We start from the raw sequence: 23,472 nt of genomic DNA, 5'->3' as shown, positions 1-23,472 counted from the left end.
GCCTTGTGCTGCGAAGAGGCCGGTTCAGGCGATGCATTAGTGTCGCTCGTACAGGCCTCTTCGCAGCACAAGGCTGCTCCTACAGACAAGCGTAACGCTGTAAAACGGGGTAATGATCTACCACCACCGAAAGCGGCTCCTGCCTCTATGGTTGGTGCTCACAACGAATGGATGCGAGGTGCACAACATGGATCGAGCCGAAGCAAATCTCTTGCGGCGGGGGCGTTTTTCCGAACCTGGCAGGTTGTACTTGCTAACCACTGTTACCCACCAGCGCAGGCCGTTATTTCGCGATCTGCGAGCGGCACGCCTGGTCATCAGGGAGTTGAGGCACTCGGACTTCCTCAGCGACTGCCGCTCACTTGCCTGGGTGTTGATGCCTGATCACTTGTATTGGCTGATAGAGTTGCATGCCATCACTTTGAGCAGCCTGATGCGGCAGTTCAAATCCCGCTCAGGCACAGCATTGTGCAAAGCGGGCATTTGCCCAGGCCAGGCCTGGCAGCGTGGCTATCATGACCGGGCGCTGCGCATGGAGGACGATACACGCAAGGTGGCCCGGTACATTGTTGCCAACCCTTTGCGGGCAGGTCTGGCAACACAGATTGGCGATTATCCCCACTGGGACGCAGTGTGGCTCACAGACGCTGACAGCCTGCACAACTCCTTGTAGGAGCAGCCTTGTGCTGCGAAGAGGCCGGTTCAGGCGATGCATCAGTGTCGCTCGTACCGGCCTCTTCGCAGCACAAGGCTGCTCCTGCAGGTGAGGCGTTTACCGCGGTCTACGCCGTGCCAGGCAGGCATAACCCAGGCCCAGTACGCTGACCGCCAGTACGCCCAGCAACACCATCAACTCGCGGCTGTAGCGGGCCACCATGGCCGGAAAACCGATGACCTCGTGGTACACCTGCACATTGGCCACTCCGTCGGCGTGGCTGATGCTGACCCCGCCCTGGCGGATCTGCAGATAGTCTGCATCGAAATAGACCCAGACCTTGCACGTGCCACCTGGCTCGATGGACGGGATGTCCACCTGCGCGGTAGCGGTCTCCAGCAGGGTGTCGTTGCCGGCAGCATCACGCACCTGCACCAGGCCCTTGGCTGGCAGACGGATCTTTACCTCCCGTACCGGCGCGTCACCACTGTTGCGCAGTTCGATAAGCAAGCCGGTACGGTGATCGACCAGCCCGGCCTCGAAGGGCTTGGCGAACAACTGCGCATAGGGTGCCTGGGCCATTTCAATCAGGCGCTCGACCTGATCGTGGCTCAGACCGCCCTGGCCGATACTGTTGATACGCCCCTGCAACTGCTCATACTTGAGTTGCTCGCTGGCTTTGCTTATGCGCTCGCTGAACTGGGTGGGATAGGTGAGGTAGGCATAGGTGAGTGACGCCTCCAGGCGCGGGCTGCTCCTGAGCAACACGTAGGCGGTCAAAAGCACCATCAGGCCTAAAAGCACGGCTACGAGGAGTTTCCCCACCTTGTCCCAGCTCAATGCAAACTTCCTTCTGTGGTGATGCAGACGATTCAAACCGCCCAAGGGTGCCAAGTTAAGGGCCCCCAGGCAAGCTTGACTAGGGTTCGCGCTCACCTTCACGCGCCTGACGCACCTGCAGCAGCTGGCCATCGATCAGTGCCTTGGCCATGCCGGCCAGATAGAACGTGGCCTGCATCATCACCTTGCGGTCGGCTGGCCTGTCGATGGCCTTGCGGGTAATTTCAGTGATGCAGCCCATGATGCCCGAGGCCTCCGTCAGTGCGGTCCTCATTGGCAGCTGCGGTTTCATCTGCACCAGTTCGGCATCGGCGTTGCCAAACCGGCTCGCTGCACGCACGACATTGAGCTTGCTGCTTTTCGGGGTGTCGTTGTCCATGTCCATTCCTCGGGGTTACGAGCATCCCCAGCCTAGGACGCCACCTTCCCCATCACAATGACCAGCAGAGTGGAAAGGATCAGTTTCGGAAATGGACTACAAGAACCCCATGAAATGGGCGCTCTGCCACCGATCAGCCCCTTGACCGGCACCTGCCAGTGTCGGACGATCAACCTCCCCCACACCAGGACGAACACCATGCTACGGATACTGGGCAGAGCTTCTTCCATCAATGTGCGAAAAGTCCTGTGGGCCTGCGCCGAGTTCGAGGTCGCATTCGAGCGCGAAGACTGGGGCTCTGGCTTCCAGGCCACTGACAGAGCGGAGTTCCTGGCATTGAACCCCAACGCCATGATCCCGGTGATCCAGGATGGCGACTTCACCTTGTGGGAGTCCAACAGCATCATCCGCTACCTGGCCAACCGCTACGGTGCCACCGCGTTCTACCCCGACGATGCCCAGGCGCGGGCCAGGATCGACCAGTGGATCGACTGGCAGGCCTCGGACCTGAACCGCTCGTGGAGCTACGCATTCATGTCACTGGTCAGGCACTCCCCCTCCCACCAGGACCCGCAAGCACTGGCCGCCGGTTGCGCCGAATGGTCGCACTACATGCATATCCTCGACCGCCAACTGGCCAGCACCGGTGCCTACGTAGCCGGCAGCCAGTTCACCCTGGCGGACATCCCTATCGGCCTGTCGGTCAACCGTTGGTTCGAAACGCCGTTCGAACACCCGCACCTGCCAGCGGTGCGCGATTATTACGAGCGCCTGAGCGAACGCCCGGCCTATCACCTGCACGGCCGTAACGGTACGCCGTAATCGTACAACACTGGTTTCACTGCCGGGCATTGGGTAATAATGCGAGTCATTACCATTAGTGCACGAACACGGAAGAGCGTCATGCCCGGCAGCAGACACCCCATCGAGCATCTTTACGTCGAGCACCACGGCTGGCTGCAAGGCTGGCTGCGCCATCGGCTGAACAATGCAGCGGATGCTGCCGACCTCGCCCAGGACACTTTTGTCCGCGTGCTGCAAAGGCGCCAGGCAAAGGCGCTGTTGGAGCCACGTGCCTATTTGCGCACGATCGCCCGCGGGCTGGTCATCGACCTGTGGCGCCATCGCGACATCGAGCGGGCCTGGCTGGACACGCTGGCGCAGCTGCCCGAGGCTCAAGTGCCATCACCGGAGACCAGTGCCCTGGCCCTCGAGGCACTGGTGGCCATCGACCGGCTGCTTGACGCGCTGCCCGCACGCACGCGCACCATCTTCCTGCTGGCACAACTGGATGGCATGCCCTGCCCGCGCATTGCCGAACAGCTGGGGGTGTCGCTGTCCACCGTCGAACGCGACCTCAGCAAAGCCTTGCGCCATTGCTATCAGCTTGTCTTCGAGAGCACGCCATGAGCACCAGCACACTGCCGGCGCTACCCGGCGCAACAGTAGACCAGGCCATCGAATGGTCGATCCGTCTCACCTACAACCGGCCCGACCCTGCTACCCGGGCGGCCTTCCAGGCCTGGCTGGCGGATGACGAAACCCACCGCCTGGCCTGGGCGCGCATGCAGAGCCTGAGCGGGCACTTTGCCGGTGTGCCGAGCGGGCTGGCGCGCCAGGCGCTGGAAAAACTGCCTGAAGCCCGCCTGCAGCGGCGCCAGGTGCTGAAACTGCTGGCGCTGTTCGCGGCAGTCGGCACCACCGCCTGGGGGACCCGCGAAACCGCGCCTTGGCAGCGGCTGATGGCCGACTACAGCACCCGTGTCGGCGAACATCAGCGCTGGACCCTGGCCGATGGCAGCCAGTTGGAGCTAAATACCGACAGCGCCGTGCGTGTGTATTTCGATGCCCGGCAACGGCGCATCGACCTGCTGCGGGGCGAGCTGTACCTGGTCAGTGGTGCCGACAGCGCCAGCCTGCAACAGCGCCCATTGCAGGTCACCACCACCTTGGCCACGTTCACCACCCACGGCAGCCGCTGCAACATACGTCAGTACGCCGACGCCTGCCGCCTGGGCGTTGCCGAAGGCACCGTGAACATACAGCCACGCTCGGGTACCGGTGCCGTTGCCCAACCCGGAGAAACCTGGCAGGTAACCCGCGACAACGTGCTGCGCCTGCCCGGCAACGCCGAAGACGCCGCCGCCTGGCGCGACGGCCTGCTGACCGCGAGGGCGATGCCGCTGGCCGAACTGCTCGACGAGCTCGGCCGTTATCGCAACGGCTACCTTGGGTGTGACCCACAGGTTGCGAAACGCACTATCAGCGGTAATTTCAACCTCAACGACACCGACGCCACCCTGGCGTTCATCGCCCAGGCCCACGGCTTGCGCGTACAGGCAATGACGCGTTACTGGGTACGCCTGAGCGCCTGAAACAACCTGGCAAAAAAGTGCTCGCCGGGTGAAGGGGTTTGCAATCTCGCCCGGCATACACAGCAGAACACTCAAATTGCCAACGAGAACCCCACGTGACCCGACCCGCCCCCTTGCGCCTCGCCATCCGCCAAGCCCTGCTTTGCACCAGCCTTGGCCTGGCTATGCTGCCGCTGGCCCATGCCGCAGACAGCGCCAGCACCACCACGCGCTACGACCTCGCCATCCCAGCCGGCTCGCTGGATGCAGCCTTGACCACCCTCAGCCGCAGCACCGGCCTGAATATTGCCTTCACCCCGGGTGACCTGGCCGGCAAGTACAGCGCCGGGCTGCGGGGCAGCTTCAGCAGCCAGCAAGCCCTGCACCAGCTACTGGTCGGCAGCGGCCTGCAAGCGATGCCGCAGGACGGTGGTTACCGCCTGATCCCCGCCAGCGAACCGCTGCCATTGGGTGCTGTGGCACTGGACCCGACCAACGTGACCGGCACTGCCAACCTCGGCGAGCAGACCGAGAACACCGGTTCCTACACCACAGGTGCGATCACCACCGGCGGCAAGACACCTCGCAGCCTGCGCGAAACCCCGCAGTCGGTGAGTGTTATGACCCGCCAGCGCATGGATGACCAGCACCTCACCAGCCTGACCCAGGTGCTGGACCAGACCACCGGCATCACCGTGGTCGGCGGCAACGACACGAAAAACCAGATCTACTCGCGTGGCTTCGTCATCCGCAGTATCCAGACCGACGGCGGCGCACCGATGCTGCGCAACGAAGCCTTCGACACCCTGCCCGACATGACCGCGTACGACCACGTCGAGGTTTTACGTGGCTCCGACGGTTTGTTCGGCGGCACTGGCGACCCGGGCGGCAGCATCAACCTGGTGCGCAAGCGCGCCTTGCCTTTCAACCAGCTGAGCATCAGCCAGTCGGCCGGCAGCTGGGACAACTACCGCTCCGAAGTCGACCTGACTGGCCCGCTGGGGTTCGACGGTGCACTTCGCGGCCGCGTGGCGATGTCGTTCGAGGACAAAAAATACTTCTACGACAATGCAGACAGCGAAAAGCACGTGATCTTCGGCACCCTGGAGGCAGACCTGAGCCCGGCCACCCTGGTGAGCATCGGCGGCACCTATGAATGGCGAGACATGGACGGTTACTGGGACCGGGGGCTGGTGCGCTACAAGGACGGCACCGAGATCGGCACCTCGCGCAGCCGCTCGCTGGCCGCCGACTGGTCCGCGAACAACTACAAGCGCACCGAGTACTTCGCCAAGGTCGAGCACGCGCTGGACGACAGTTGGAAGCTAAAGGCCAGCTACACCAAAAGCAAGTTCGATTCGACCCAGGACATTGGCGAAGTGAGCGCCGCCGTCGACCCGAACACCAACCAGACCACTTTCAAGCGTTTCATCCGCGGTTACAACAACCAGCAGGACTTGTTCGATGCCAACCTGTCCGGCACCTTTGAAGCCTTTGGCCTGACCCACGAACTGCTGGTCGGCGCCGACTATGAAGAAGTGATGCGCAGCTACTCCGACGACAGCGACCTGTCGCAAGTAAGCGACATCAACGTGCCCTTCGACATCACCACAGGTGACGCCGGCGCCATGCCCAAGCCGCGCACACCCCCCAGCTACTACTACAACCCCGACTGGAACCAGCGCAAATCCGGTGCATATGCCACCTTCAAGGCGCAGCTTGCCGAGCCACTGCACCTGACCTTGGGCGCACGCTACTCCGACTACCGTGACAACACCCGCACCGTGGTCCCGGTGTTCAACAATGCCGACACCCGGGTCAAGGAAAGCAACCGCGGCGTCATCACCCCGTTTGGCGCGCTGGTGCTCGACCTGAACCGGCAGTGGTCGCTGTACACCAGCTATGCCGAGATCTTCCAGCCGCAAACCGCCTTCAAGTCCCCCAGCAGCCAGCCACTGGACCCGATCGAGGGCGAAACCTACGAGTTCGGTACCAAAGGCGAGTTGCTCGATGGGCGCCTCAACCTGTCCAGCGCGCTTTACTACACCAAGCGTCTGAACGAAGCGGTGAGCACTGGCCAAGGCTTCTACAGCGCCTCTGGCGAGGTGATCAGCAAGGGTATCGACAGCGAAATTTCCGGTGAGCTGGCCCCCGGTTGGCAAGCCATGGCCGGCTACACCTTCAACATCAACAGGCAACGTGTTGCCGGCAATGCTGCCAACAACGGCACGCCGATGAGCACGCAAACACCCAAGCACCTGTTCAAGTTCTTTACCACCTACCAACTGCCCGGCGAGTTCGAGCGGTGGAAGGTCGGCCTGGGGGCCACCATCCAGAGCGACAGCTACAAGAGTGGCTTCATCCAGCGCCGCCTGCCCGACGGTGGGCTCAGCCAGCAAGACCCGTATGCGTTCCGCCAGGCCGGTTATGCGGTGTGGAACGGCTTGATCGAGTACCGCATCGATGAACACTGGACGGCCACGCTCAATGGCAACAACCTGTTCGACAAGACGTACTACCAGACCGTGGATGCCAGCGACACCGGCAACTGGTACGGCGCGCCACGCAACTACATGCTGACCTTGCGCGGCAAGTTCTGAGGTGTGTTGAGGGGGCCCACCTGCAATATCCTGGGGCTGCTTTACAGCCTTATCGCGACACAAGGCCGCTCCCACAAAGACCGCGCAGCACCTGAGGCGTGCGCTGTACTTGTGGGAGCGGCCTTGTGCCGCGATAGGGGCGCACAGCGCCCCCGGCGATCTCAGCTAATTACACCGCAACCTGCCGCCCCGCTGCCACCACCCGCCCACGCCAGGCAAACAGCAACACCATCACCAACCCCAGCGCCGCCATCGCCGCGCCCGCCAGGGAAATCGCCGGGTAGCCCAAACCTGCGTTGATCACTGCGCCACCCAGCGCCGCGCCAATCGCATTGCCCAGGTTGAATGCACCAATGTTCACCGCCGATGCCAGGTTGGGCGCATCCTTGGCTGCCTCCATCACCCGCATCTGCAGTGGCGGCACCAGTGCAAAGCTGGCCGCGCCCCACACCAGGATCGCCAAGGCCGTCGGCAGCGGCCAGTCCAGCACCAGCGGGAACACCAGCAGCACGCCAATCAACAACGCCAACGACACGATCAGCGTGCGGTCGATCGAGCGGTCTGCCGCCTTGCCGCCCCACACGTTGCCCAAGGTCAGGCCCACACCGAACAACACCAGCATGGCTGTCACGAAGGTGGTGGACGCCGCCGCCTCGCTCTGCAGGATCGGCGCAATGTAGGTGAACACCGTGAACATCGCACTGGAACCCACCACCGTCAGCAGCAAAGCCGCCAGTACCGGGCCGCGGCCCAGCACCCGGATTTCGGCCATGGCCCCGTCACCTTTGGGCGACGGCACATTGGGCAGCGCGTACCAGAGCGTGGTCATCGCCACCAGGCCAAGCCCGGCAATACCCCAGAATGCTGTGCGCCAACCCAGCATTTCACCAAACCAGGTCGCCAGCGGCACGCCGCCGATGGTGGCCAGGGTCAAGCCCATGAACATTGCCGCCACCGCCCCGGCGCGCTTCTCGGGCGGTACCACGCTGGCCGCGACAATCGAGCCGATGCCAAAGAAGGCACCGTGGTTGAGCGAGGTGACCACACGGGCCACCAGCAGGCTGGTGTAATCGCTGGCCAGGGCCGACATCAGGTTACCCAGTGTGAAAATGGCCATCAGCCCGATCAGCAAGTAACGCCGCGGGATCTTCACCGTGGCCAGGGTCATCAGCGGTGCGCCGATGAGCACGCCAATGGCATAGGCGCTGACCAGCAGCCCGGCGGCAGGGATGGAAACGCCAAGGTCAGTGGCGATGCTGGGCAACATGCCCATGGGTGCGAACTCGGTGACACCGATGCCAAAGGCCCCGATGGCGAGTGCGACAAGAGGTGGATTGATACGCATGGCAAGCTCCTTATCTATGCCGCAAATGCTACGATCCATTTCAAAATCGCACTAGACTGCTTTTTTGCTAACCACCTTTGCGTACGAGGCACAAATGGACTTCAGTGGAAGATCCGGCGAGATGGAGATATTTGCCAGGGTGGCGCAGGAAGGCAGCCTGTCGGCCGCCGCACGGGCACTGAACCTGACGCCTTCTGCGGTCAGCCGCATCATCGCCCGTACCGAACAGCGCCTGGGCACCCGCCTGCTGCTGCGCACCACCCGGGCGATCACCCTCACCCCCGAGGGTGAGGCGTACCTGCGCGGTGCACGGCGGGTGCTGGCCGACATGCTCGAAGTGGAGGAAGCCATCACCGACCAGGGCGTGCCGCGCGGGCGCTTGCGGGTAAGCGCTGCGCTGGGCCATGCCCGGCTGACCGTGGTACCACTGCTGGCGGCCTTCAGCGCACGTTACCCGCAAGTGCTGGTTGACCTTACCCTCAGTGACGAAGTGGCCGACATTCTCGGTGGCCAGGCCGACGTGGCATTGCGTTTCGGGCACCTGCCGGACAGTTCATTGAGCGCCCGCGCCATTGGTGAAACCGGCCAGGTGGTGGTTGCCTCGCCCGAGTACCTGCAACGCTGCGGCACCCCGCTTGAGCCTGAAGACCTGGCCCGGCATAACTGCCTGCGCTTCAACTTCCGCCGTGCCGCGCCCGACTGGCCGTTTCGCCGCGACGGGCAGGTATTCTCGTTGAAGGTGACGGGCAATATCGAATGCAGCAGCGGCGAAGCCTTGGCGCAACTGGCCAGGATCGGTGCCGGCGTGGCACGCATCGGTACCTTCACGGTGGTCGACGACCTGGCCAGCGGGCGGCTGGTGCCATTGCTGGAGGCGTACAACCCTGACGACCGCGAGCCGATCCATGCGGTGTTCGTCGGTGGCCAGGCGATGCCGGCGCGGGTGCGGGTGTTCGTGGATTTTCTGGTAGAGCACCTGTCTGGCGGCCTGCGCAATCCCTTGTAATCGGTGGACTCGTCCCCGGCGCGGCATCACAGTGCCACGGTGGCATTCGAGGAAGCCAACGGCAGCGCGGGCGAGACGGGCGAAGCCCTTGCCATCCACCGCACGGCCTGCTTCGCGGGCATGCCCGCTCCAACAATGCTCAGGCATCGCTTCATCGAACTGGCTGTGGCTGGGTACAATGCACTTTCACTCAATGCCACGCAAAGGACCGCCCATGCTTTACGTCGTCATGCTCGGAGGCCGCCACCCCGGCGCCAAGATCGAAGTCCACGACGTGGTATTCGCCCAGGCCGACACCTTCGAACAGGCTTACCCGCAGCTGCGCCAGGCCTGGTTCGGTAGCGCGAAAGGCTTGCACATCGATTCGTGGCTGGAAGTGCACGGCGTGGACGGCCAACGGATCGAACTGCGCCCGGACGCCCCTGCCCGCGGCGCACTGCACCTGTACTTCATCAACCTCGGCGGTTACGAGCGCGATGTGTTCGGCGAGGCGCACCGCTACCTGCTGGTTGCCGCCCACAACAAGACCGAAGCCAAGGCCCTGGGCAAGCAGCGCATGCAGGCACACTGGCTGAAGCCGCACACCGACGCCTTGCTCGATGTCGACGACTGCCTGGCAATCGACCAGGTGGGCGGGCAGTTCGTGCACCTGGTCGAAGGGGCGCATGAGCCGGTGGTGGTGCGCAGCGACTACATCCTGATCTGACGTTGATGCGCGCAGTTGGGTTATCTTCGACGCTTCACTGTACCGCCAAGGCCAGACCACCATGCGCATTGTCATTCCCGACGACTACCAGGATGTGATCCGCACGCTCGATTGCTTCGGCAAGCTGAGCGGGTACGCTGTCAGTGTGCTTCATGAGCGCCAGCCGGCCACGCTGGAGCAACTTGCAGCACGCTTTGCCGATGCCGACGCACTGGTACTCACCCGCGAACGTACCCGCATCGACGCCGCCTTGCTCGACCGCCTGCCCAACCTCAAGCTGATCAGCCAGACCGGCAAGGTGTCCAGCCACCTGGATCTGGCTGCCTGCACCGCACGCGGCATTGCGGTGACCGAGGGGCGCGGCTCGCCGGTGGCGCCTGCAGAACTTGCCTGGGCGCTGATCCTCAATGCCCGCCGGCAACTGGTGCCGGCCATCGATGCTTTCCGCCAAGGCCAATGGCAGGTCAATCTGGGCCAGGCGCTGGCCGGCCAGCTGCTGGGGATTTGGGGCTACGGCAAGATCGGCCAGCGTCTGGCGCGTTATGCTCAGGCGTTCGACATGCCTGTGCTGGTGTGGGGCAGCGACAGCAGCCGCGCCGCAGCCCAAGCCGATGGCCATCGCGCTGCTGCCTCGCGTGAGGCATTCTTTGCCGAAGCGGATATTGTCAGCCTGAACCTGCGCCTGTCCGACCAGACACGCCACGGGGTGACCTTCGACGACCTGTCCAACATGAAGCCCGACGCCTTGCTGGTGAACGTCAGCCGCGCAGAACTGATTGCCCCGGGGGCATTGCTACAGGCACTGGATGCTGGGCGACCGGGTTTCGCGGCGGTGGATGTGTACGAGGAGGAGCCGCTGCTCGACCCGGCCCATCCGCTGCTGCGCCACCCACGCGTACTCAGTACGCCGCACCTGGGGTACGTGGAGAAGAACGGCTACGAGCTGTACTTTGGCGATGCCTTCGACAATGTGCTGGCGTTTTTCGAAGGAAAGCCAAAGAACGTTGCCAACCCTGAGGCCCTGGCAGCTCGACGCTGAGCCCTGCGGGAGCCACTGTCGTGTTAAAAATGTCAGAGTTTGCGCGATCACTGTGGGCGCGGGCATGCCCGCGAACACCGGCGAAGCCGGTGCCATCCACCGCGCTGGATTCTTCGCGGGCACGCAGGCTGCCCCAGGCACCGTGCAGGCCTGAGGTCTGCCTGTAAGTTGCGTTCAACCGAACAGGTTCAGCCCCAGCGCAAACACAGCCACCGCCAACGCCACCAGCGGCACTGCATTGCGCTCCAGATACACCGCCCAGCCCGTCCCGCACACCTGCTGCAATTGCAGCTCGCATTCACGCTGGCGCTCCACCAGGCTGGCCAAATGCGTCTCGACGCTATCAACGCGCTGAGCCTGGGTGCTGGTCGCCAGCGCAAGCCTCTTCAAAGCCGTCGTCACCGTGGTAGACAGCGCTTCCCGTGCCAGGTTGCTGGCGGCCAGCTGCTCCTGGTACTGCTCAAGGCTCTTGCGGATTGCCCCTTCCTTTTGCACGCGGGCCAAGGTACTTGCCACCAGCTTGCGGTTCTGCACCTCGGCACTGGCCTGCAGCGCGGCCATTTCGATTTCATGCTGGCCTTGCACACTTGCCAGGCGCTCCACCGCTTGCCTGCACAAGGCATGACCATCGGCCAGCGCCAGCAGTTCGTCGAGCTGTTGCCTGAGTTCTCGCAACACCCTCAGTGGCCCCTGCAGGTCGCCATCCGGGGTCGCGACGTCTGCGTTCAAACGTTCTATTTCGCCCGCCAACGCATCGTTGAGGCCACGCAGTACCTTGTTATCGGAAGTAGCGTCCAGACTGCCAAGGGCGGTCTCGATCACCCTGTCCACAATCGGCTTCGCGACCGGGGTCAGAGTGCCGTGTTCGTATAGCTGGTTCATCAATTCCTATCCGGATACAGCGGTAAGGGGCGGAAAGCTATCAAATTGGCATCACTGGATCCACTGATGAACGAGAGATTTGAGTGGTTGATCAGTAACGGGGAGGTCTGCAATGCGACATGTAGCCTTTATGGACATATCGTTTCGCTTACCGGCAAACTGCCACTACCCAAGGAAGCGTCACATGGAAGCTATCGAAATCTCTCTGCTGGGCGTCTGCGGTATCACCCTGCTGCTGGTGTGTCTGCAAAACGCTCGCCAAGGCGAGATGTGGGACCTGCTGCAAGGCGACCGCGAGCTGGAGCGCTCCGCTCGCATCCATAAACAGGAAAACCGCGAGCTGCAGTCCGCGCTGCGTGCAGAGCGCGAGCATGTGAGCCAGTTGCAGCGCCAGGTTCAGGTGCTGCTCGGACTGGTACCGGAGGCTTGAGGGCTTTCGTCACCGCGCAGGCGTACACTTGCCCTCAGCACAGGCTCAGGAGTTGCTCAATGCCTTACCCCATCGAACAGAAACTGGTCATTGGCGTTGCCTCAAGTGCGCTGTTCGACCTCACGGTCTCGGACGACATCTACAAGACCCAAGGCGTCGAGGCGTACCGCCATCACCAGCAGCAGAACCTGGACGAGCCATTCCCCAAAGGCGTGGCGTTCCCGTTCATTCGCCGCTTCCTGAGTATCAACCAGGCCTTCCCCGAGCAACTGCCGGTAGAGGTGGTGCTGCTCTCGCGCAACTCCCCGGAAACCGGCCTGCGGGTATTTCGTTCGATCAACCATTATCAGTTGGACATCACCCGCGCGGCGTTCATGTCGGGCCGCTCGCCCTACGAGTACATCCCGGCATTCAACGCCTCGCTGTTCCTCAGTGCCAATGAGGAAGACGTGCAGAAAGCCATCGACGCCAACTACCCGGCCGGGCGGGTGCTGCCGACGCGCATCTACGATGACGAGATCGACACCGAATTGCGCGTAGCCTTCGACTTCGATGGAGTGATTGCCGACGACGAGGCGGAGAGTGTGTACAAGCGCAACGACAACCTGGATGACTTTCAGGAGCACGAGCGCGTGCACAAGGGCATACCCCATTCGCCAGGGCCGCTGGCGGACCTGTACCGCAAGCTTTCGCTGATACGCATGCTAGAGGACCGCAAGCTGGCCGAGAACCCGGACTACAAGCGGATCTTGCGGATTGCCATTGTCACGGCGCGCAATGCGCCTTCACATGAGCGGGTGGTGACGACGTTGAAGGACTGGGGCGTATCGCCGGACGAGTGCTTCTTTCTCGGCGGCATGGAGAAGCCCAGGGTGTTGTCGATTCTGAAGCCGCATGTGTTCTTCGACGACCAGCGCAGCCACTTGCAGTCGCCGGCGGGGGAATTGCCGATGGTGCATGTGCCGTTCGGGGTGGCGAACAGGGGGCGTTCAACGATGCTCTCCCCGCACGACACGCCTGTGCGGGTGCAGGACGACACCGGCATTGCTGCAGGCTGACCTGGCGCGCTCGCTGGCGATCGAGCCACCGCAGGTGGTGCCCCTGCTGAACAAGCTGGAAGAACGAGCCTTGGCCGTGCGCGTGCGGTGCAAGCCGGACAAGCGGTCTTACGGAATCTTCTTGAGCAAGGCGGGAGAAGCGCTGCTCAAGGAACTGAAGCAGATCGCCAAGGACAGCGACCGCGAGGCGACCTCGGCGCTGGATGATGAGGAGCGGGACCAGTTGTTGCGGTTGTTGACCAAGATTTACCTGGAGTGACGCTCAGGCGCAGGGGTGCGAACCGGAGACAGCTAGCCCCTGCGTTAGCCAAAGAGGTTTGCTTTTCATCCTTGAGGCTTACGAACCTTGGCCCGCAGCGATTCGAAGTAACCCACCAGCTTCGTGGATGTGGAGGTTTAGTCCTGACTGACCACTCGGCGCCTGAAAAACCACCTCTACATCAACCATAAAATGCATTTATTGAATTTTAAGAATTTTTATTAATTCATATTAATAATATTAGCTTAGACGCAAAAAGTATTTCAAAACGTTTTTTCATAGAGATATGTTCTCACCAGACCGACCCCTGACTGGCGGAGGCAAAGGAACCTAATACCTCCTTGCGCCTCGGTCATCACACCCGGCTGCGGTATCCAGGTATCCGAAATCCCACTCGATGCTGGTTATCTGGAAGCTGCAGCATGAAGCCTTTGCCCTACCCTGTACGCCCTCACCTGTCCGCCGCCGTTGCTTTTGCCCTCTTCACGCCCACGGCCTTCGCCGAGCCTGCCCAAACGCCAGGCGACAAGCTGCCAACAGTCACCGTCACAGCGGAGCACCGTGCCGAGAACCTGCAGAAAACCCCGCTGGCGATCAGCGCTTTCGACGAGCGCACCCTGCAGGATGCGCAGATCAACAACATCCGCGACCTGTCCGGTCGGGTGCCCAACCTCACCCTGAACCGCCAGTCCATTTCCTACAGCGCACAAACCTACGGCATACGCGGTATTGGCGAGACCGACCCGATTCAGGAAGCGGCCGTTGCGGTATACGCCGACGACCTGTACATCCCGCGGGCGATTTCTTCGATGCTGGACTTCAACGACGTGGAGCGCGTTGAAGTGCTGCGCGGCCCACAAGGCACCCTGTACGGGCGCAACAGTGCAGCCGGCGCGATACGGGTAATCACCCGCGATCCGACCCAGCAGGCCCGCGCCTTCGTCGAGCTGGGTGCCGGCAACTACAACGCACAGAACGGCCGCCTGCTGGTCAGCGGGCCACTGGTAGACAACACCCTGTACGGCAGTTTCTCGGCCATACGCCTGACCCGCGACGGCACCGTGTACAACCGCACCCGTGACAAGGACGTCAACAACATCGACATCCAGTCCTACCGCGGCAAGCTGCGCCTGGCCCCGCAGGATTCGCCCTGGGACGTGCAACTGACCCTGGCCGGCACTTTCGACCGCGGCGATACCACCAGCTATACCCCCTTCAACCCGGCCAACGGCCATTTCGACAAGTTCAAGACCTACAGCAGCCTCGACCCGAAGAACAAGCTGGACCAGGGCAGTGCGGTGCTGCGTGCGCTCTACAACATCGATGACCACCTGAACTTCAAATCGGTCACGGCCTGGTCCGAGTTCGACCAGCCGGTGGACTACGACAACTCCGGCCAGGCCAACAACGGCACCGCGTCGCCGATCCAGAACAACCTGATCACCTACAAGCAGCGCTACGCCACCCAGGAGTTCCAGCTCAACGGCGAATACGACAGGTTCAGCTACACCCTCGGTGTGTATCTGTACAAGGAACGCTTCCGCGCCGAGCGCGACAGCCTGACCTTTTCGGTGGCGCAAAACCGGGTCAATGCCAGCGGCCAATACAGCACCACCGATACCGAAAGCTACGCGTTGTACGGCCAGAGCAATTACAAGCTCACCCCTCGCCTGTCGCTGACCACCGGCCTGCGCTTCACCCACGAGCACAAGAACTTCGATTACACCAACTACGCCATCACCACCGACCGGGCAATCACCGGCACCAATTTCGCTGCCGAAACCAGCGATTCCTGGGCATCCCTCAGCCCCAAGATCGGCCTGGAGTACGCCTGGAGCGACAACCTGGTGCAATACGGCTATGTGGCCCGGGGCTTCAAGGCTGGCGGCTTCGACAACCGCGCGCCAACCCGCGCCGCTGCCGAGCAGGGCTTTGATCCGGAAAACGTCACCACCTATGAGGTGGGCTTGAAGGGCGACTTTGCCGATGGCCGCCTGCGCAGCAACATCGCCTTCTTCTACAACGACTACGACGACCTGCAGACCAATGCCTGGGACCCGGCCATCAGCGCCAACCTGCGCACCAACGTTGGCAGTGCCCACACCTACGGCGTGGAGCTGGAAAATACCGTGCTGCTGGCGCGCGACCTGCGCCTGACCGCCAACCTGGGCTACCTGAAAAGCCAGTACGACGACTTCCAGAACGCCAGTGGCCCAGGCGTGAGTGCCGACGGCAAGGAAATGATCTTTGCACCGGAATGGAACGCCAGCCTTGGCCTGAACTGGACGGTGCCCGTCAGCCTGCCGGGTGAGCTGGTGGCCAACACCGACTACCAGTACCAGACCCGCTCCTACGCCAACCCGCTGAACGCCGATATCTACGAAGTACCTGCCCAGGGCTTCTGGAATGCCAGCACCAGCTATGCCAGCGCGGACGGCCACTGGACCACCACCTTGTCGGTCAAGAACCTGCTCGACCGCGCGTACCCGCAAAGCATTGCCTACTCGGCCGCCAGCCGCACCGCCTATTACTCGGTCAACGACCCCCGCACCGTGCTGCTGAGCGTGCGCTACGAGCTGTAGCGCCGCGCTGAACGGACTCACTTTCCACTTGCAAGGAGAACACACCATGGGCTTGACCCGTAGAGACCTTATTGCCCACCTGATGGCCGCTGGCAGCTATGGCGCCGCGCTTGGCAGCCTGTCCGCCCTGGGCCTGTTGCCCACTGCAGCCACGGCCAGCACCTTCCAGCCGCTGGGCCTGCCAGCCACGTCCGGCAATGGCAAGCGCGTGCTGGTAGTGGGGGCTGGCATCAGTGGCCTGGTGGCAGCCTATGAACTTGGCAAAGCCGGTTTTGAGGTGCGCGTGCTGGAAGCCCGCGAGCGAATCGGCGGGCGCGCCTGGACGCTGCGCAACGGCGACGAGGTACTGCACAATGACGGCAGCCGCCAGCAGGTGCGTTTCGACAACGGCCACTACTTCAATGCAGGACCCGCACGGCTGCCCAGCCACCACCTGACCATCCTCGGCTACTGCCGCGAGCTGGGCGTGCCGCTGGAAGTGCTGGTCAACAGCAGCCGCAACGCCCTCGCCCAACCAGACCTTGCGCAGCCACCGTTGCTGCTGCGCCAGGCGGTGAATGACACCCGTGGGCACCTCAGCGAACTGCTGTCGCGCAGCATCAGCGGCAAAGCGCTGGACAAGGAACTGGACACCGGCGACCAGAAGGCCCTGCTGGACTTTCTAAAGGTATACGGCGACCTCGACGAGCAGCGCCATTACAAGGGCTCGGTCCGCGCCGGCTATACCCGCTTCGCCGGGGCGGGCGACCAGACCCCGATCCAGCGCCAGCCAGTCGCACTCAAGCAACTGCTAAACCCTAACCTGATGCTGCCGCTGGTGTTTGACGAGATCCCGGAGTTTTCCGCCACCATGTTCCAGCCGGTCGGCGGCATGGACCAGATTGCCAAAGCCCTGTACGCCAAGGTGCAGGACAAGGTGCAACTGCACGCCGAAGTGCAGGCGATCCGCACCGGCGACAACGCAAGCCAGGTTACCTGGCGTGACCGTCGCAGCGGCAAGACCCAGGTGGAAACCGCCGACTACGCCATCGTCACCATCCCCCTGCCACTGCTGGCCCGGGTTGACCACAATTTTGGCAAGACCACCCAGGCGGCCATCGCCCAGGCCAAGCCGGACCTGGCCAACAAGGTGGCGTGGCAGGCACCGCGCTTCTGGGAAAGCGAGTTCCAGATCTACGGCGGGCTCTCCTACATCAACCACGAAGCGCGGCTGCTGTGGTACCCCAGCGACCACCTGAACAGTGCCCAGGGCATCCTGGTGGGCACCTACAACACCGGCGAAGTGGCGCGCACATTCGCCACGCGTTCGACAGAGCAGCAACTGGCGTCGTCGCGCCAGGCCGTGGAGTCGCTGCACCCGGGCCATGCCGGCAAGTTGCAGCGCGGGGTGGCGGTGAACTGGTCCAAGGTGCCGTTCAGCGAAAGCCCGTGGATTGTCCATGACGTGCTGGCCGAACCCGGCTACTCGCACCTCAACCAGCCCCAGGGCCGCACCTGGCTGGCCAGCGATGCACTGGCCCATGGCGGGGTGGGCATCTGGCAGAACAGCGCTGCGGATTCGGCACGCCATGTAGTCGGGCAGATCGCCCGGCACGCCCTGCAACAGCAACGCGGCGTCGCCGCCTGAACAAGGAAGCCTTCTGATGAACACAACTGCCCTGCTGCTTGGAGCCTTCATGTCACTGTCCGCACTTACCGCCCAGGCCGACACCATCAAGCGTGTCGACCCGCCAGGTTCGAAGTTCCCCATTTCGCAACTGGTCACCGTACCCGCCGGTACCTCGCTGACCTTCATCAGCGGGACGCTGCCCGACGTCGCCGACCCCAAGGCGCCACCGCAGACCATTGCCGCCTATGGCAACACCGAAACCCAGGCCCGCTCGGTACTGAAAAAGATCCAGGCAGCCCTGCAAAGCCAGGGCCTGGGCCTGAGTGACGTGGTACAGCTGAGGGTGTTTCTGGTAGGCGACCCCGCCACCGAAGGCAAGCTGGATTTTGCCGGGCTGCAAGCCGCCTACACCGAATTTTTCGCCACTGCCGAGCAACCGAAAAAGCCAACTCGCACCGCCTTGCAGGTGGTGGCCCTGCCCCTGCCGGGCGCCCTGGTCGAGATCGAAGCGGTCGCTGCAAAAGCGCCCTGATACGCCGCTAACCCACCCCCTTGTTGCTTGCCTGCCGGGGCCACCCGGCGGGCGGCCCCTGTGCACCCGCTGTTCGACAGCGCTCATGGAGAGCGAACATGCTTCACGCCTTGAAACTGCCCAGCCCGCGCCTGCAACCCGCACTGCTGACCATGGCCCTTGGTACCACCGGCCTGGCCGCGCCTGACGCATTTGCCGAAAGCGCTACCCAGGCCACGGCCGCGTCACAGCTGGGCACCGTGATCGTCACCGGCAACCGCGGCTCGGAAAAACGCACCGTCACCACCAGCCCGGTGCCGATTGATGTGATCAGCGCCAAGCAACTGCAGCAAACCGGCAAGCCCGGCCTGATGGAAGCCCTCAGCGCCACCGTGCCATCCTTCACCCTGCCGGAAAAGACCGGCTGGGACGCCAGCGGCATGGCCCGTGCGCCCAGCCTGCGCGGGCTGAATGCGGCCCAGGTGCTGGTACTGGTGAACGGCAAGCGCCGCCATACCAGCGCCACCCTTAACATCAGCGGCATCCATGCGGGCGCAGCGCCCACCGACCTTGACCTGATCCCCATCAGCCTCATCGACCACGTCGAGGTGCTGCGCGATGGCGCAGCCGCCCAGTACGGCTCCGACGCCATTGCCGGGGTAATCAACGTGATCCTCAAAGCCGACGCTTCCGGCACCTCGGTGACCAATGCAGGCCAGGGTTACGACGGCAAGAAGCAGACCGTGCAACAAGGCTTGAACAAGGGCTTCGAGATCGGTGACAGCGGCATCGTGCAGCTGGCCCTGGATGCACGCAGCCAGAACGACGACAACAAGGCCAGCGCCAACGGCTATAGCTACGCCGAAGCCTTCGACAAGGCCGGCAAGTCGACCTACGGCGGCTACGGCACGCCGAAGATCAACCTGCTGACCCTGGGCTACAACGCCGAACTGCCGCTAAGCGACGATCTGACCCTGTACTCCTTCACCACCTATTCGCACCGCAAGGCCGAGCAGGGCCAGAACTTCCGCCTGCCGACCATCACCAACACCATCACCACCGGCCCCAACGGCTACCCCAGTGGCTACACGCCCACCTGGTACATCGAGGAAGATGATGTGCAGGGCGCCTTCGGCGCCAAGGGCAATGCCGGCGAGTGGGCCTGGGACCTGTCCAGCACCTACGGGCGCAACGAGGCGCTGCAGGGCACCACGCACAACCAGAACGCCTCGCTGGGCGAGGCCACGCCCAACCATTTCGAATCGGGCACCTGGATTGCCACACAGCTGACCAGCAACCTGGACCTGCAACGCAGCTTCGACATCGGCCTGGACAAGCCGCTTGACCTGTCCTGGGGCCTGGAGCACCGCCGTGACACCTATCAGGTGCGCGATGGCGACTGGGCCTCGTGGGCCAACGGCGGCTACTGCCGTGCGCCCGGCGACTGCGCCGCCTCCGGTGCACAGGTCACCAACGGAATCTCGCCGGACGAAGCCACCAGCACCAGCCGCAACAGCGTGGCCAGCTACATCGACGTCGGCTTCAACCCGCTGCCGCAGTGGTACCTGGGCAGCGCATTGCGCTACGAACACTACAACCGCGGAGTGGGCGCCACCCGCAGCGGCAAGCTGACCACGCGCTACGAGTTCACCCCCGAGCTAGCCGTGCGCGCCACGGTCAGCAACGGCTTTCGTGCACCGTCGCTGGCCAACAGCCTGTTCAGCGCCCGCTCGACTACCTACGGCGTGGTCAATGGTGTGTACCAATCGATCAACTACGGCGTACTGCCGGTGGACTCGGCGGCAGCCAAGGCATTGGGCGCCACCGCACTCAAGCCCGAGCGTTCGACCAACTACAGCCTGGGCCTGACCTACCAGCCTGCCCCGCAGCTGTCGTTTACTGCGGATGCGTACGTGATCAATGTGCGCGACCGCATCACGCTCACCGGTACCCTGCTGGGCGACGAAGTGACCCAGGCGCTGCTGGACAACGGCATCGACTCCACCTCTGGCGGGCGCTATTTCACCAACGGCGCAAACACCCGCACCAAGGGCCTGGACCTGGTCGGCAATTTCGACCAGAACCTGGGCAACTGGGGGCAACTGAAATGGACAGCTGCCTTCAACTGGAACCAGACGCAGATCCTCAGCTACAAGGAGAACGTCACTATCCAGGGCACGGACTACAGCCTGATGGACCGCCAGGCGCGCAACTTTTTGACGGAGGTGCAGCCGCACACCAAGTTGATTCTGGGCGCCAACTGGCAACGCGAGCGCTGGACCAGCAACCTCACCCTGACCCGCTATGGTTCATGGCGTGAAGTGAACTCGGCGACCGACCGCAGCCTGGACCGGGAGTACAAGGCGCGCTGGATCACCGATATCGACGTGGGGTATCAGCTGACCAAAGACCTCAACCTGGCCGTGGGGGCGCAGAACCTGTTTGATGTTTACCCCGAACGGCAGAACCCCAGCAGCAAGACCATGACCAAGGGGTATGGGGCGTATTCGCCGTATGGTTTTACCGGGGGTTATTACTTCACCCGGCTGACCTACAACTTCTGATAGGCACCGTTTGCAGACTGGGGCTGCTGCGCAGCCCATCGCGACACAAGGCCGCTCAAGGAAATGGTAAGCCTGACCGATTGAGCCATTGCCGGCAAAATTACCATGGGGGATATCCGCACCGGTGAGCAGACCATCCTCGATTACCTGATCTAGCCGCTGAACCGGGCCAAGCAGGCACTGGTTTCAAGCCATGCAAAGTACCTGTAGGAGCAGCCTTGTGCTGCGAAGTGGCCATAGCTGGCGAAGATGATCTTTTGCCTTGCCGGCCTCTTCGCAGCACAAGGCTGCTCCTACAAGGGCATGGCAAGCCTGAGCTATTGGGCCATTGCCAGCAAAATTGCCATGGGCGATATACGCACCGGTGAACCATTTGATACGGCCAAGCTTTTCAGCTCTGAGTACCTTAGAAAAGCTTGACCGCCAACAGAGTATCTACAGGAATCGCGATCGCCTGCAGGAGCGGCCTTGTGTCGCGATGGGCCGCAAAGCGGCCCCAAAAACACAAGCTAGAACGCATATTTACAACAAAAGACCATGCCGGTGGGCTAGATTCATTCGAAACATGAGGCGCACCCAATGAGCCTGATCCCCGGATTATCTGACAATGCCCGCGTGCTGATATGTGGCGCCAGCCGAGGTATCGGCCTGGCACTGTGTACGGCGTTGCTGGCCCGCGATGATGTAAGCCGGGTCTGGGCTGTGTCGCGGCATGCCAGCACCGCTGACGGGTTGCTTGCCCTTGCCCGGGCACATGGCGAACGTGTGGTACTGCTGGATTGCGATGCGCGCGACGAGCTGGCGCTGGCTGCGGTTGCAAATGAGGTGGGCCTTGCCTGCCCGCACCTTCACCTGGTTATCAGCACACTCGGTATCCTCCACCAGGAGGGCACCAAAGCCGAGAAATCGCTGGCCCAACTGGACCTCAACAGCCTACAGGCCAGCTTCGCCACCAATGCATTCGCACCGATTCTGTTGCTCAAGTACCTGATGCCACTGCTGCGCAACCAGCCCGCCACCTTTGCAGCTCTGTCGGCCAGGGTTGGTTCGATCGGCGACAATCGACTGGGCGGCTGGTACAGCTATCGTGCGAGCAAGGCGGCGCTGAACCAGCTGCTGCACACGGCAAGCATCGAACTGAAACGCCTGAACCCGAACGCCACGGTCCTGGCGCTGCATCCGGGGACTACCGATACCGAACTCTCACGGCCGTTTCAAGGGAATGTGCCGGAGGGGCAGCTGTTTGAACCGGCGTTTGCTGCACGGTGTGTGATTGAGCAGGTGGGACGGCTTGGGCCGTCGGAGAGTGGCAGTTTTTGGGGGTGGGATGGCGAGAGGATAGCGTGGTGAGCTATCAGGCCAACCCCACGCTGAGGACCGCCAAGCCCTTTCATCAATCTCGGGAAGGCTCGCCTTCATCAAGGTCATCCGGAACCTCAACCAAAACCGGCCTGATGGTGCGGCCATCCATGATGAGGGACGTGATCAGATCGGGAAATGGTCCACATAAAGGATAGCGTGCTTGAGCGATGGAACTTATGTGATGGACGCGGCGCATGACAGTAAATAGCTGATCACTAAACTGAGGCGCCCAAACCTGCAGATCGGCATCCCTGTCCGGCGAAGTACCAATGAAGCCTGCGTTCAACGCGTACTCCAACCGGTCAAAATAATGCCGCTCGAATGAAGCCTGGACATTCACAGCCCTTGATAGCGCGTGGGACTCCTCCTGTTCTTCGAATGCAGCAAAGACGGCAGTCATAACCAGCATTGTGTGGTTGAACACACGCACGAGGGTTTTATTGGCTTCATCAACCCATTCACGATCGGTTTCCAATTCGCGAGCATAGACCTGCCCACTCTTCAAGCAATCAACCAACTCTGAGACTTGCTGGTGCATTCGCTGGCGATGCTGCTGACCATCCGTGTTCTCTACGACAAGCGCTTCCAGCCTCTTTTCTTGCCCCTCAATAAAAGCGGCGCATTCTTCGCCGTACGCCCTTAACCGATCGCTATAACCCTGCAGCTCAGCATTTTCTGAGGTCAATGTATCGACCTGCGCGTCCTGCGCTTCCAGCAGCGCTTTCAGCTCATCGATATAAGCTTCTTGCTGCAGAACCTGTTTTTCCAGTTCATAGGCATGTGCGTGCATCTGCTGCGTTACAGCCGTTTGATAATTCACTTGCAGGCGCAATTCATCAATCATCCCACCCGCTTCATACCACGCTTGGTCATAGCCGATCTGCTCACCTTTTTTGCGCCCGTCGCTGTGACCTTCGTCATAGCCCACCTGATGACCTTGCTGTCGGCCAGCGATGAGCCCATCGGTATAGTTTCCGTAGTACATGAATGTGCCTGAACGCCTGGAGAGCCACTGTAGGGAATTGAGCCAGGAATACTGAAGGAAGCCTGAACGACATCATTTTGTCATCATCGGAACGACAGCGTCCAACGGCTGCTCGAATCGGCGACCACCACATCGCGAAGGGTTACGCGGGAGGTAGAACTTGGGCAGCCGGGGGGAGCGGCTTCTAGGGGCAGGATGGCAAGCGGCTAGCTGGAGGGGCGAACGAGCGGTCGGCCCTGTAAGTGCTGAGGCATGCTCTCGCGCCGGGTGCCCAGCTGCATCCCGGCCGAGGCAGTGCGTTCCATC

At 62.3% G+C, this 23,472-nt stretch carries 20 protein-coding genes and 1 pseudogene; 16 read left to right on the top strand and 5 right to left on the bottom strand.

Going from position 1 to position 23,472, the window contains the following annotated elements; all coding sequences use genetic code 11:
• Positions 1–187 precede the first annotated feature (187 nt).
• Positions 188–673 carry an REP-associated tyrosine transposase gene (locus ACN6NG_RS11055; protein WP_063426848.1) on the top strand — a complete coding sequence of 162 codons (486 nt, stop codon included), beginning with the start codon at positions 188–190 and terminating at the stop codon, positions 671–673.
• Positions 674–772: 99 nt separating this feature from the next.
• Here the strand turns inward: ACN6NG_RS11055 and ACN6NG_RS11050 are convergent, their stop codons facing one another.
• Positions 773–1,495 (bottom strand): hypothetical protein, encoded by a 723-nt coding sequence (locus ACN6NG_RS11050; RefSeq protein ID WP_063426850.1) that lies wholly within the window; start codon positions 1,493–1,495, stop codon positions 773–775.
• 79 nt (positions 1,496–1,574) lie between these two features.
• A complete protein-coding gene (locus ACN6NG_RS11045; RefSeq protein ID WP_049274699.1) occupies positions 1,575–1,874 on the bottom strand; it encodes a DUF3077 domain-containing protein in 300 nt (99 codons plus the stop codon).
• A 198-nt stretch (positions 1,875–2,072) separates the two neighbouring features.
• Here ACN6NG_RS11045 and ACN6NG_RS11040 point away from each other — a divergent pair, with 198 nt between their 5' ends.
• From ACN6NG_RS11040 to ACN6NG_RS11025, 4 genes are all read left to right on the top strand, one after another.
• On the top strand, positions 2,073–2,696 hold the full coding sequence (locus ACN6NG_RS11040; protein WP_474313979.1) for a glutathione S-transferase family protein: 624 nt from the start codon (positions 2,073–2,075) through the stop codon (positions 2,694–2,696).
• Between the two features lie 81 nt (positions 2,697–2,777).
• The gene (locus ACN6NG_RS11035) at positions 2,778–3,284 is read left to right on the top strand and encodes a sigma-70 family RNA polymerase sigma factor (RefSeq protein WP_063426853.1); all 507 of its coding nucleotides are present in this window, start codon (positions 2,778–2,780) and stop codon (positions 3,282–3,284) included.
• Positions 3,281–4,249: a FecR domain-containing protein gene (locus ACN6NG_RS11030; protein WP_474313978.1), complete on the top strand. Its 969-nt coding sequence runs from the start codon at positions 3,281–3,283 to the stop codon at positions 4,247–4,249. Before ACN6NG_RS11035 ends, ACN6NG_RS11030 begins: the two co-directional genes overlap by 4 nt.
• Before the next feature lie 95 nt (positions 4,250–4,344).
• Positions 4,345–6,828 carry a TonB-dependent siderophore receptor gene (locus ACN6NG_RS11025; RefSeq protein ID WP_063426856.1) on the top strand — a complete coding sequence of 828 codons (2,484 nt, stop codon included), beginning with the start codon at positions 4,345–4,347 and terminating at the stop codon, positions 6,826–6,828.
• 169 nt (positions 6,829–6,997) lie between these two features.
• Here ACN6NG_RS11025 and ACN6NG_RS11020 read toward each other — a convergent pair whose 3' ends face one another.
• The gene (locus ACN6NG_RS11020; RefSeq protein ID WP_049276467.1) at positions 6,998–8,173 is read right to left on the bottom strand and encodes an MFS transporter; all 1,176 of its coding nucleotides are present in this window, start codon (positions 8,171–8,173) and stop codon (positions 6,998–7,000) included.
• Between the two features lie 94 nt (positions 8,174–8,267).
• On the opposite strand from ACN6NG_RS11020, the gene ACN6NG_RS11015 reads away from it, so the two are divergent.
• The 3 genes from ACN6NG_RS11015 to ACN6NG_RS11005 all read left to right on the top strand — a co-directional run bounded on the left by ACN6NG_RS11015 (position 8,268) and on the right by ACN6NG_RS11005 (position 10,924).
• Entirely contained in the window at positions 8,268–9,179 is a 912-nt protein-coding gene (locus tag ACN6NG_RS11015) for a LysR family transcriptional regulator (protein ID WP_049276468.1), read from the top strand.
• 214 nt (positions 9,180–9,393) lie between these two features.
• Positions 9,394–9,885: a DUF1543 domain-containing protein gene (locus ACN6NG_RS11010; protein ID WP_063426858.1), complete on the top strand. Its 492-nt coding sequence runs from the start codon at positions 9,394–9,396 to the stop codon at positions 9,883–9,885.
• A 61-nt stretch (positions 9,886–9,946) separates the two neighbouring features.
• Positions 9,947–10,924, top strand: coding sequence for a D-2-hydroxyacid dehydrogenase family protein (locus ACN6NG_RS11005; RefSeq protein WP_474313976.1), 978 nt, complete (start codon positions 9,947–9,949; stop codon positions 10,922–10,924).
• A gap of 174 nt (positions 10,925–11,098) precedes the next feature.
• On the opposite strand, the gene ACN6NG_RS11000 is transcribed toward ACN6NG_RS11005, so the two are convergent.
• Positions 11,099–11,485 (bottom strand): hypothetical protein, encoded by a 387-nt coding sequence (locus ACN6NG_RS11000; protein ID WP_115283627.1) that lies wholly within the window; start codon positions 11,483–11,485, stop codon positions 11,099–11,101.
• A gap of 505 nt (positions 11,486–11,990) precedes the next feature.
• Between ACN6NG_RS11000 and ACN6NG_RS10995 the strand changes: the two genes are divergently transcribed.
• The 8 genes and pseudogenes from ACN6NG_RS10995 (at position 11,991) to ACN6NG_RS10960 (ending at position 22,169) form a co-directional block, all read left to right on the top strand.
• On the top strand, positions 11,991–12,236 hold the full coding sequence (locus tag ACN6NG_RS10995) for a hypothetical protein (protein WP_063426862.1): 246 nt from the start codon (positions 11,991–11,993) through the stop codon (positions 12,234–12,236).
• 59 nt (positions 12,237–12,295) lie between these two features.
• Complete coding sequence (locus ACN6NG_RS10990) at positions 12,296–13,294, top strand: 5'-nucleotidase (protein ID WP_474313974.1); 999 nt, start codon at positions 12,296–12,298, stop codon at positions 13,292–13,294.
• Positions 13,275–13,553 (top strand): annotated as a pseudogene (locus ACN6NG_RS10985) (MarR family winged helix-turn-helix transcriptional regulator); the annotation flags it as partial. The gene ACN6NG_RS10990 and the pseudogene ACN6NG_RS10985, both read left to right, overlap by 20 nt.
• A gap of 422 nt (positions 13,554–13,975) precedes the next feature.
• Positions 13,976–16,135 (top strand): TonB-dependent receptor, encoded by a 2,160-nt coding sequence (locus ACN6NG_RS10980; RefSeq protein ID WP_474313972.1) that lies wholly within the window; start codon positions 13,976–13,978, stop codon positions 16,133–16,135.
• A 46-nt stretch (positions 16,136–16,181) separates the two neighbouring features.
• Positions 16,182–17,762: a flavin monoamine oxidase family protein gene (locus tag ACN6NG_RS10975; protein WP_474313971.1), complete on the top strand. Its 1,581-nt coding sequence runs from the start codon at positions 16,182–16,184 to the stop codon at positions 17,760–17,762.
• A 16-nt stretch (positions 17,763–17,778) separates the two neighbouring features.
• Positions 17,779–18,276, top strand: coding sequence for a RidA family protein (locus ACN6NG_RS10970; protein WP_063426870.1), 498 nt, complete (start codon positions 17,779–17,781; stop codon positions 18,274–18,276).
• A 98-nt stretch (positions 18,277–18,374) separates the two neighbouring features.
• On the top strand, positions 18,375–20,819 hold the full coding sequence (locus ACN6NG_RS10965) for a TonB-dependent receptor plug domain-containing protein (protein WP_474313969.1): 2,445 nt from the start codon (positions 18,375–18,377) through the stop codon (positions 20,817–20,819).
• A gap of 579 nt (positions 20,820–21,398) precedes the next feature.
• Positions 21,399–22,169 carry an SDR family NAD(P)-dependent oxidoreductase gene (locus tag ACN6NG_RS10960; RefSeq protein ID WP_474313968.1) on the top strand — a complete coding sequence of 257 codons (771 nt, stop codon included), beginning with the start codon at positions 21,399–21,401 and terminating at the stop codon, positions 22,167–22,169.
• Positions 22,170–22,212: 43 nt separating this feature from the next.
• Here the strand turns inward: ACN6NG_RS10960 and ACN6NG_RS10955 are convergent, their stop codons facing one another.
• Positions 22,213–23,166 (bottom strand): hypothetical protein, encoded by a 954-nt coding sequence (locus ACN6NG_RS10955; RefSeq protein WP_474313966.1) that lies wholly within the window; start codon positions 23,164–23,166, stop codon positions 22,213–22,215.
• Positions 23,167–23,472: the final 306 nt, after the last annotated feature.

Source organism: Pseudomonas sp. TSO6 (assembly GCF_056098905.1).
Note: the sequence above shows the minus strand (reverse complement) of the source record. Positions and strands in the feature narration are given on the sequence as shown.

Bases quoted from the DNA above. Each gene is read 5' to 3' on its own strand.
- ACN6NG_RS11045 (WP_049274699.1), bottom strand. From the start codon at position 1,874: ATGGACAACGACACCCCGAAAAGCAGCAAGCTCAATGTCGTGCGTGCA.
- ACN6NG_RS11040 (WP_474313979.1), top strand. From the start codon at position 2,073: ATGCTACGGATACTGGGCAGAGCTTCTTCCATCAATGTGCGAAAAGTC.
- ACN6NG_RS11035 (WP_063426853.1), top strand. From the start codon at position 2,778: ATGCCCGGCAGCAGACACCCCATCGAGCATCTTTACGTCGAGCACCAC.
- ACN6NG_RS10975 (WP_474313971.1), top strand. From the start codon at position 16,182: ATGGGCTTGACCCGTAGAGACCTTATTGCCCACCTGATGGCCGCTGGC.
- ACN6NG_RS10980 (WP_474313972.1), top strand. From the start codon at position 13,976: ATGAAGCCTTTGCCCTACCCTGTACGCCCTCACCTGTCCGCCGCCGTT.
- ACN6NG_RS10960 (WP_474313968.1), top strand. From the start codon at position 21,399: ATGAGCCTGATCCCCGGATTATCTGACAATGCCCGCGTGCTGATATGT.
- ACN6NG_RS11000 (WP_115283627.1), bottom strand. From the start codon at position 11,485: ATGGCCGCGCTGCAGGCCAGTGCCGAGGTGCAGAACCGCAAGCTGGTG.
- ACN6NG_RS11055 (WP_063426848.1), top strand. From the start codon at position 188: ATGGATCGAGCCGAAGCAAATCTCTTGCGGCGGGGGCGTTTTTCCGAA.
- ACN6NG_RS10955 (WP_474313966.1), bottom strand. From the start codon at position 23,166: ATGTACTACGGAAACTATACCGATGGGCTCATCGCTGGCCGACAGCAA.
- ACN6NG_RS10970 (WP_063426870.1), top strand. From the start codon at position 17,779: ATGAACACAACTGCCCTGCTGCTTGGAGCCTTCATGTCACTGTCCGCA.
- ACN6NG_RS11015 (WP_049276468.1), top strand. From the start codon at position 8,268: ATGGACTTCAGTGGAAGATCCGGCGAGATGGAGATATTTGCCAGGGTG.
- ACN6NG_RS10990 (WP_474313974.1), top strand. From the start codon at position 12,296: ATGCCTTACCCCATCGAACAGAAACTGGTCATTGGCGTTGCCTCAAGT.
- ACN6NG_RS10965 (WP_474313969.1), top strand. From the start codon at position 18,375: ATGCTTCACGCCTTGAAACTGCCCAGCCCGCGCCTGCAACCCGCACTG.
- ACN6NG_RS11005 (WP_474313976.1), top strand. From the start codon at position 9,947: ATGCGCATTGTCATTCCCGACGACTACCAGGATGTGATCCGCACGCTC.
- ACN6NG_RS11030 (WP_474313978.1), top strand. From the start codon at position 3,281: ATGAGCACCAGCACACTGCCGGCGCTACCCGGCGCAACAGTAGACCAG.
- ACN6NG_RS11010 (WP_063426858.1), top strand. From the start codon at position 9,394: ATGCTTTACGTCGTCATGCTCGGAGGCCGCCACCCCGGCGCCAAGATC.
- ACN6NG_RS11020 (WP_049276467.1), bottom strand. From the start codon at position 8,173: ATGCGTATCAATCCACCTCTTGTCGCACTCGCCATCGGGGCCTTTGGC.
- ACN6NG_RS10995 (WP_063426862.1), top strand. From the start codon at position 11,991: ATGGAAGCTATCGAAATCTCTCTGCTGGGCGTCTGCGGTATCACCCTG.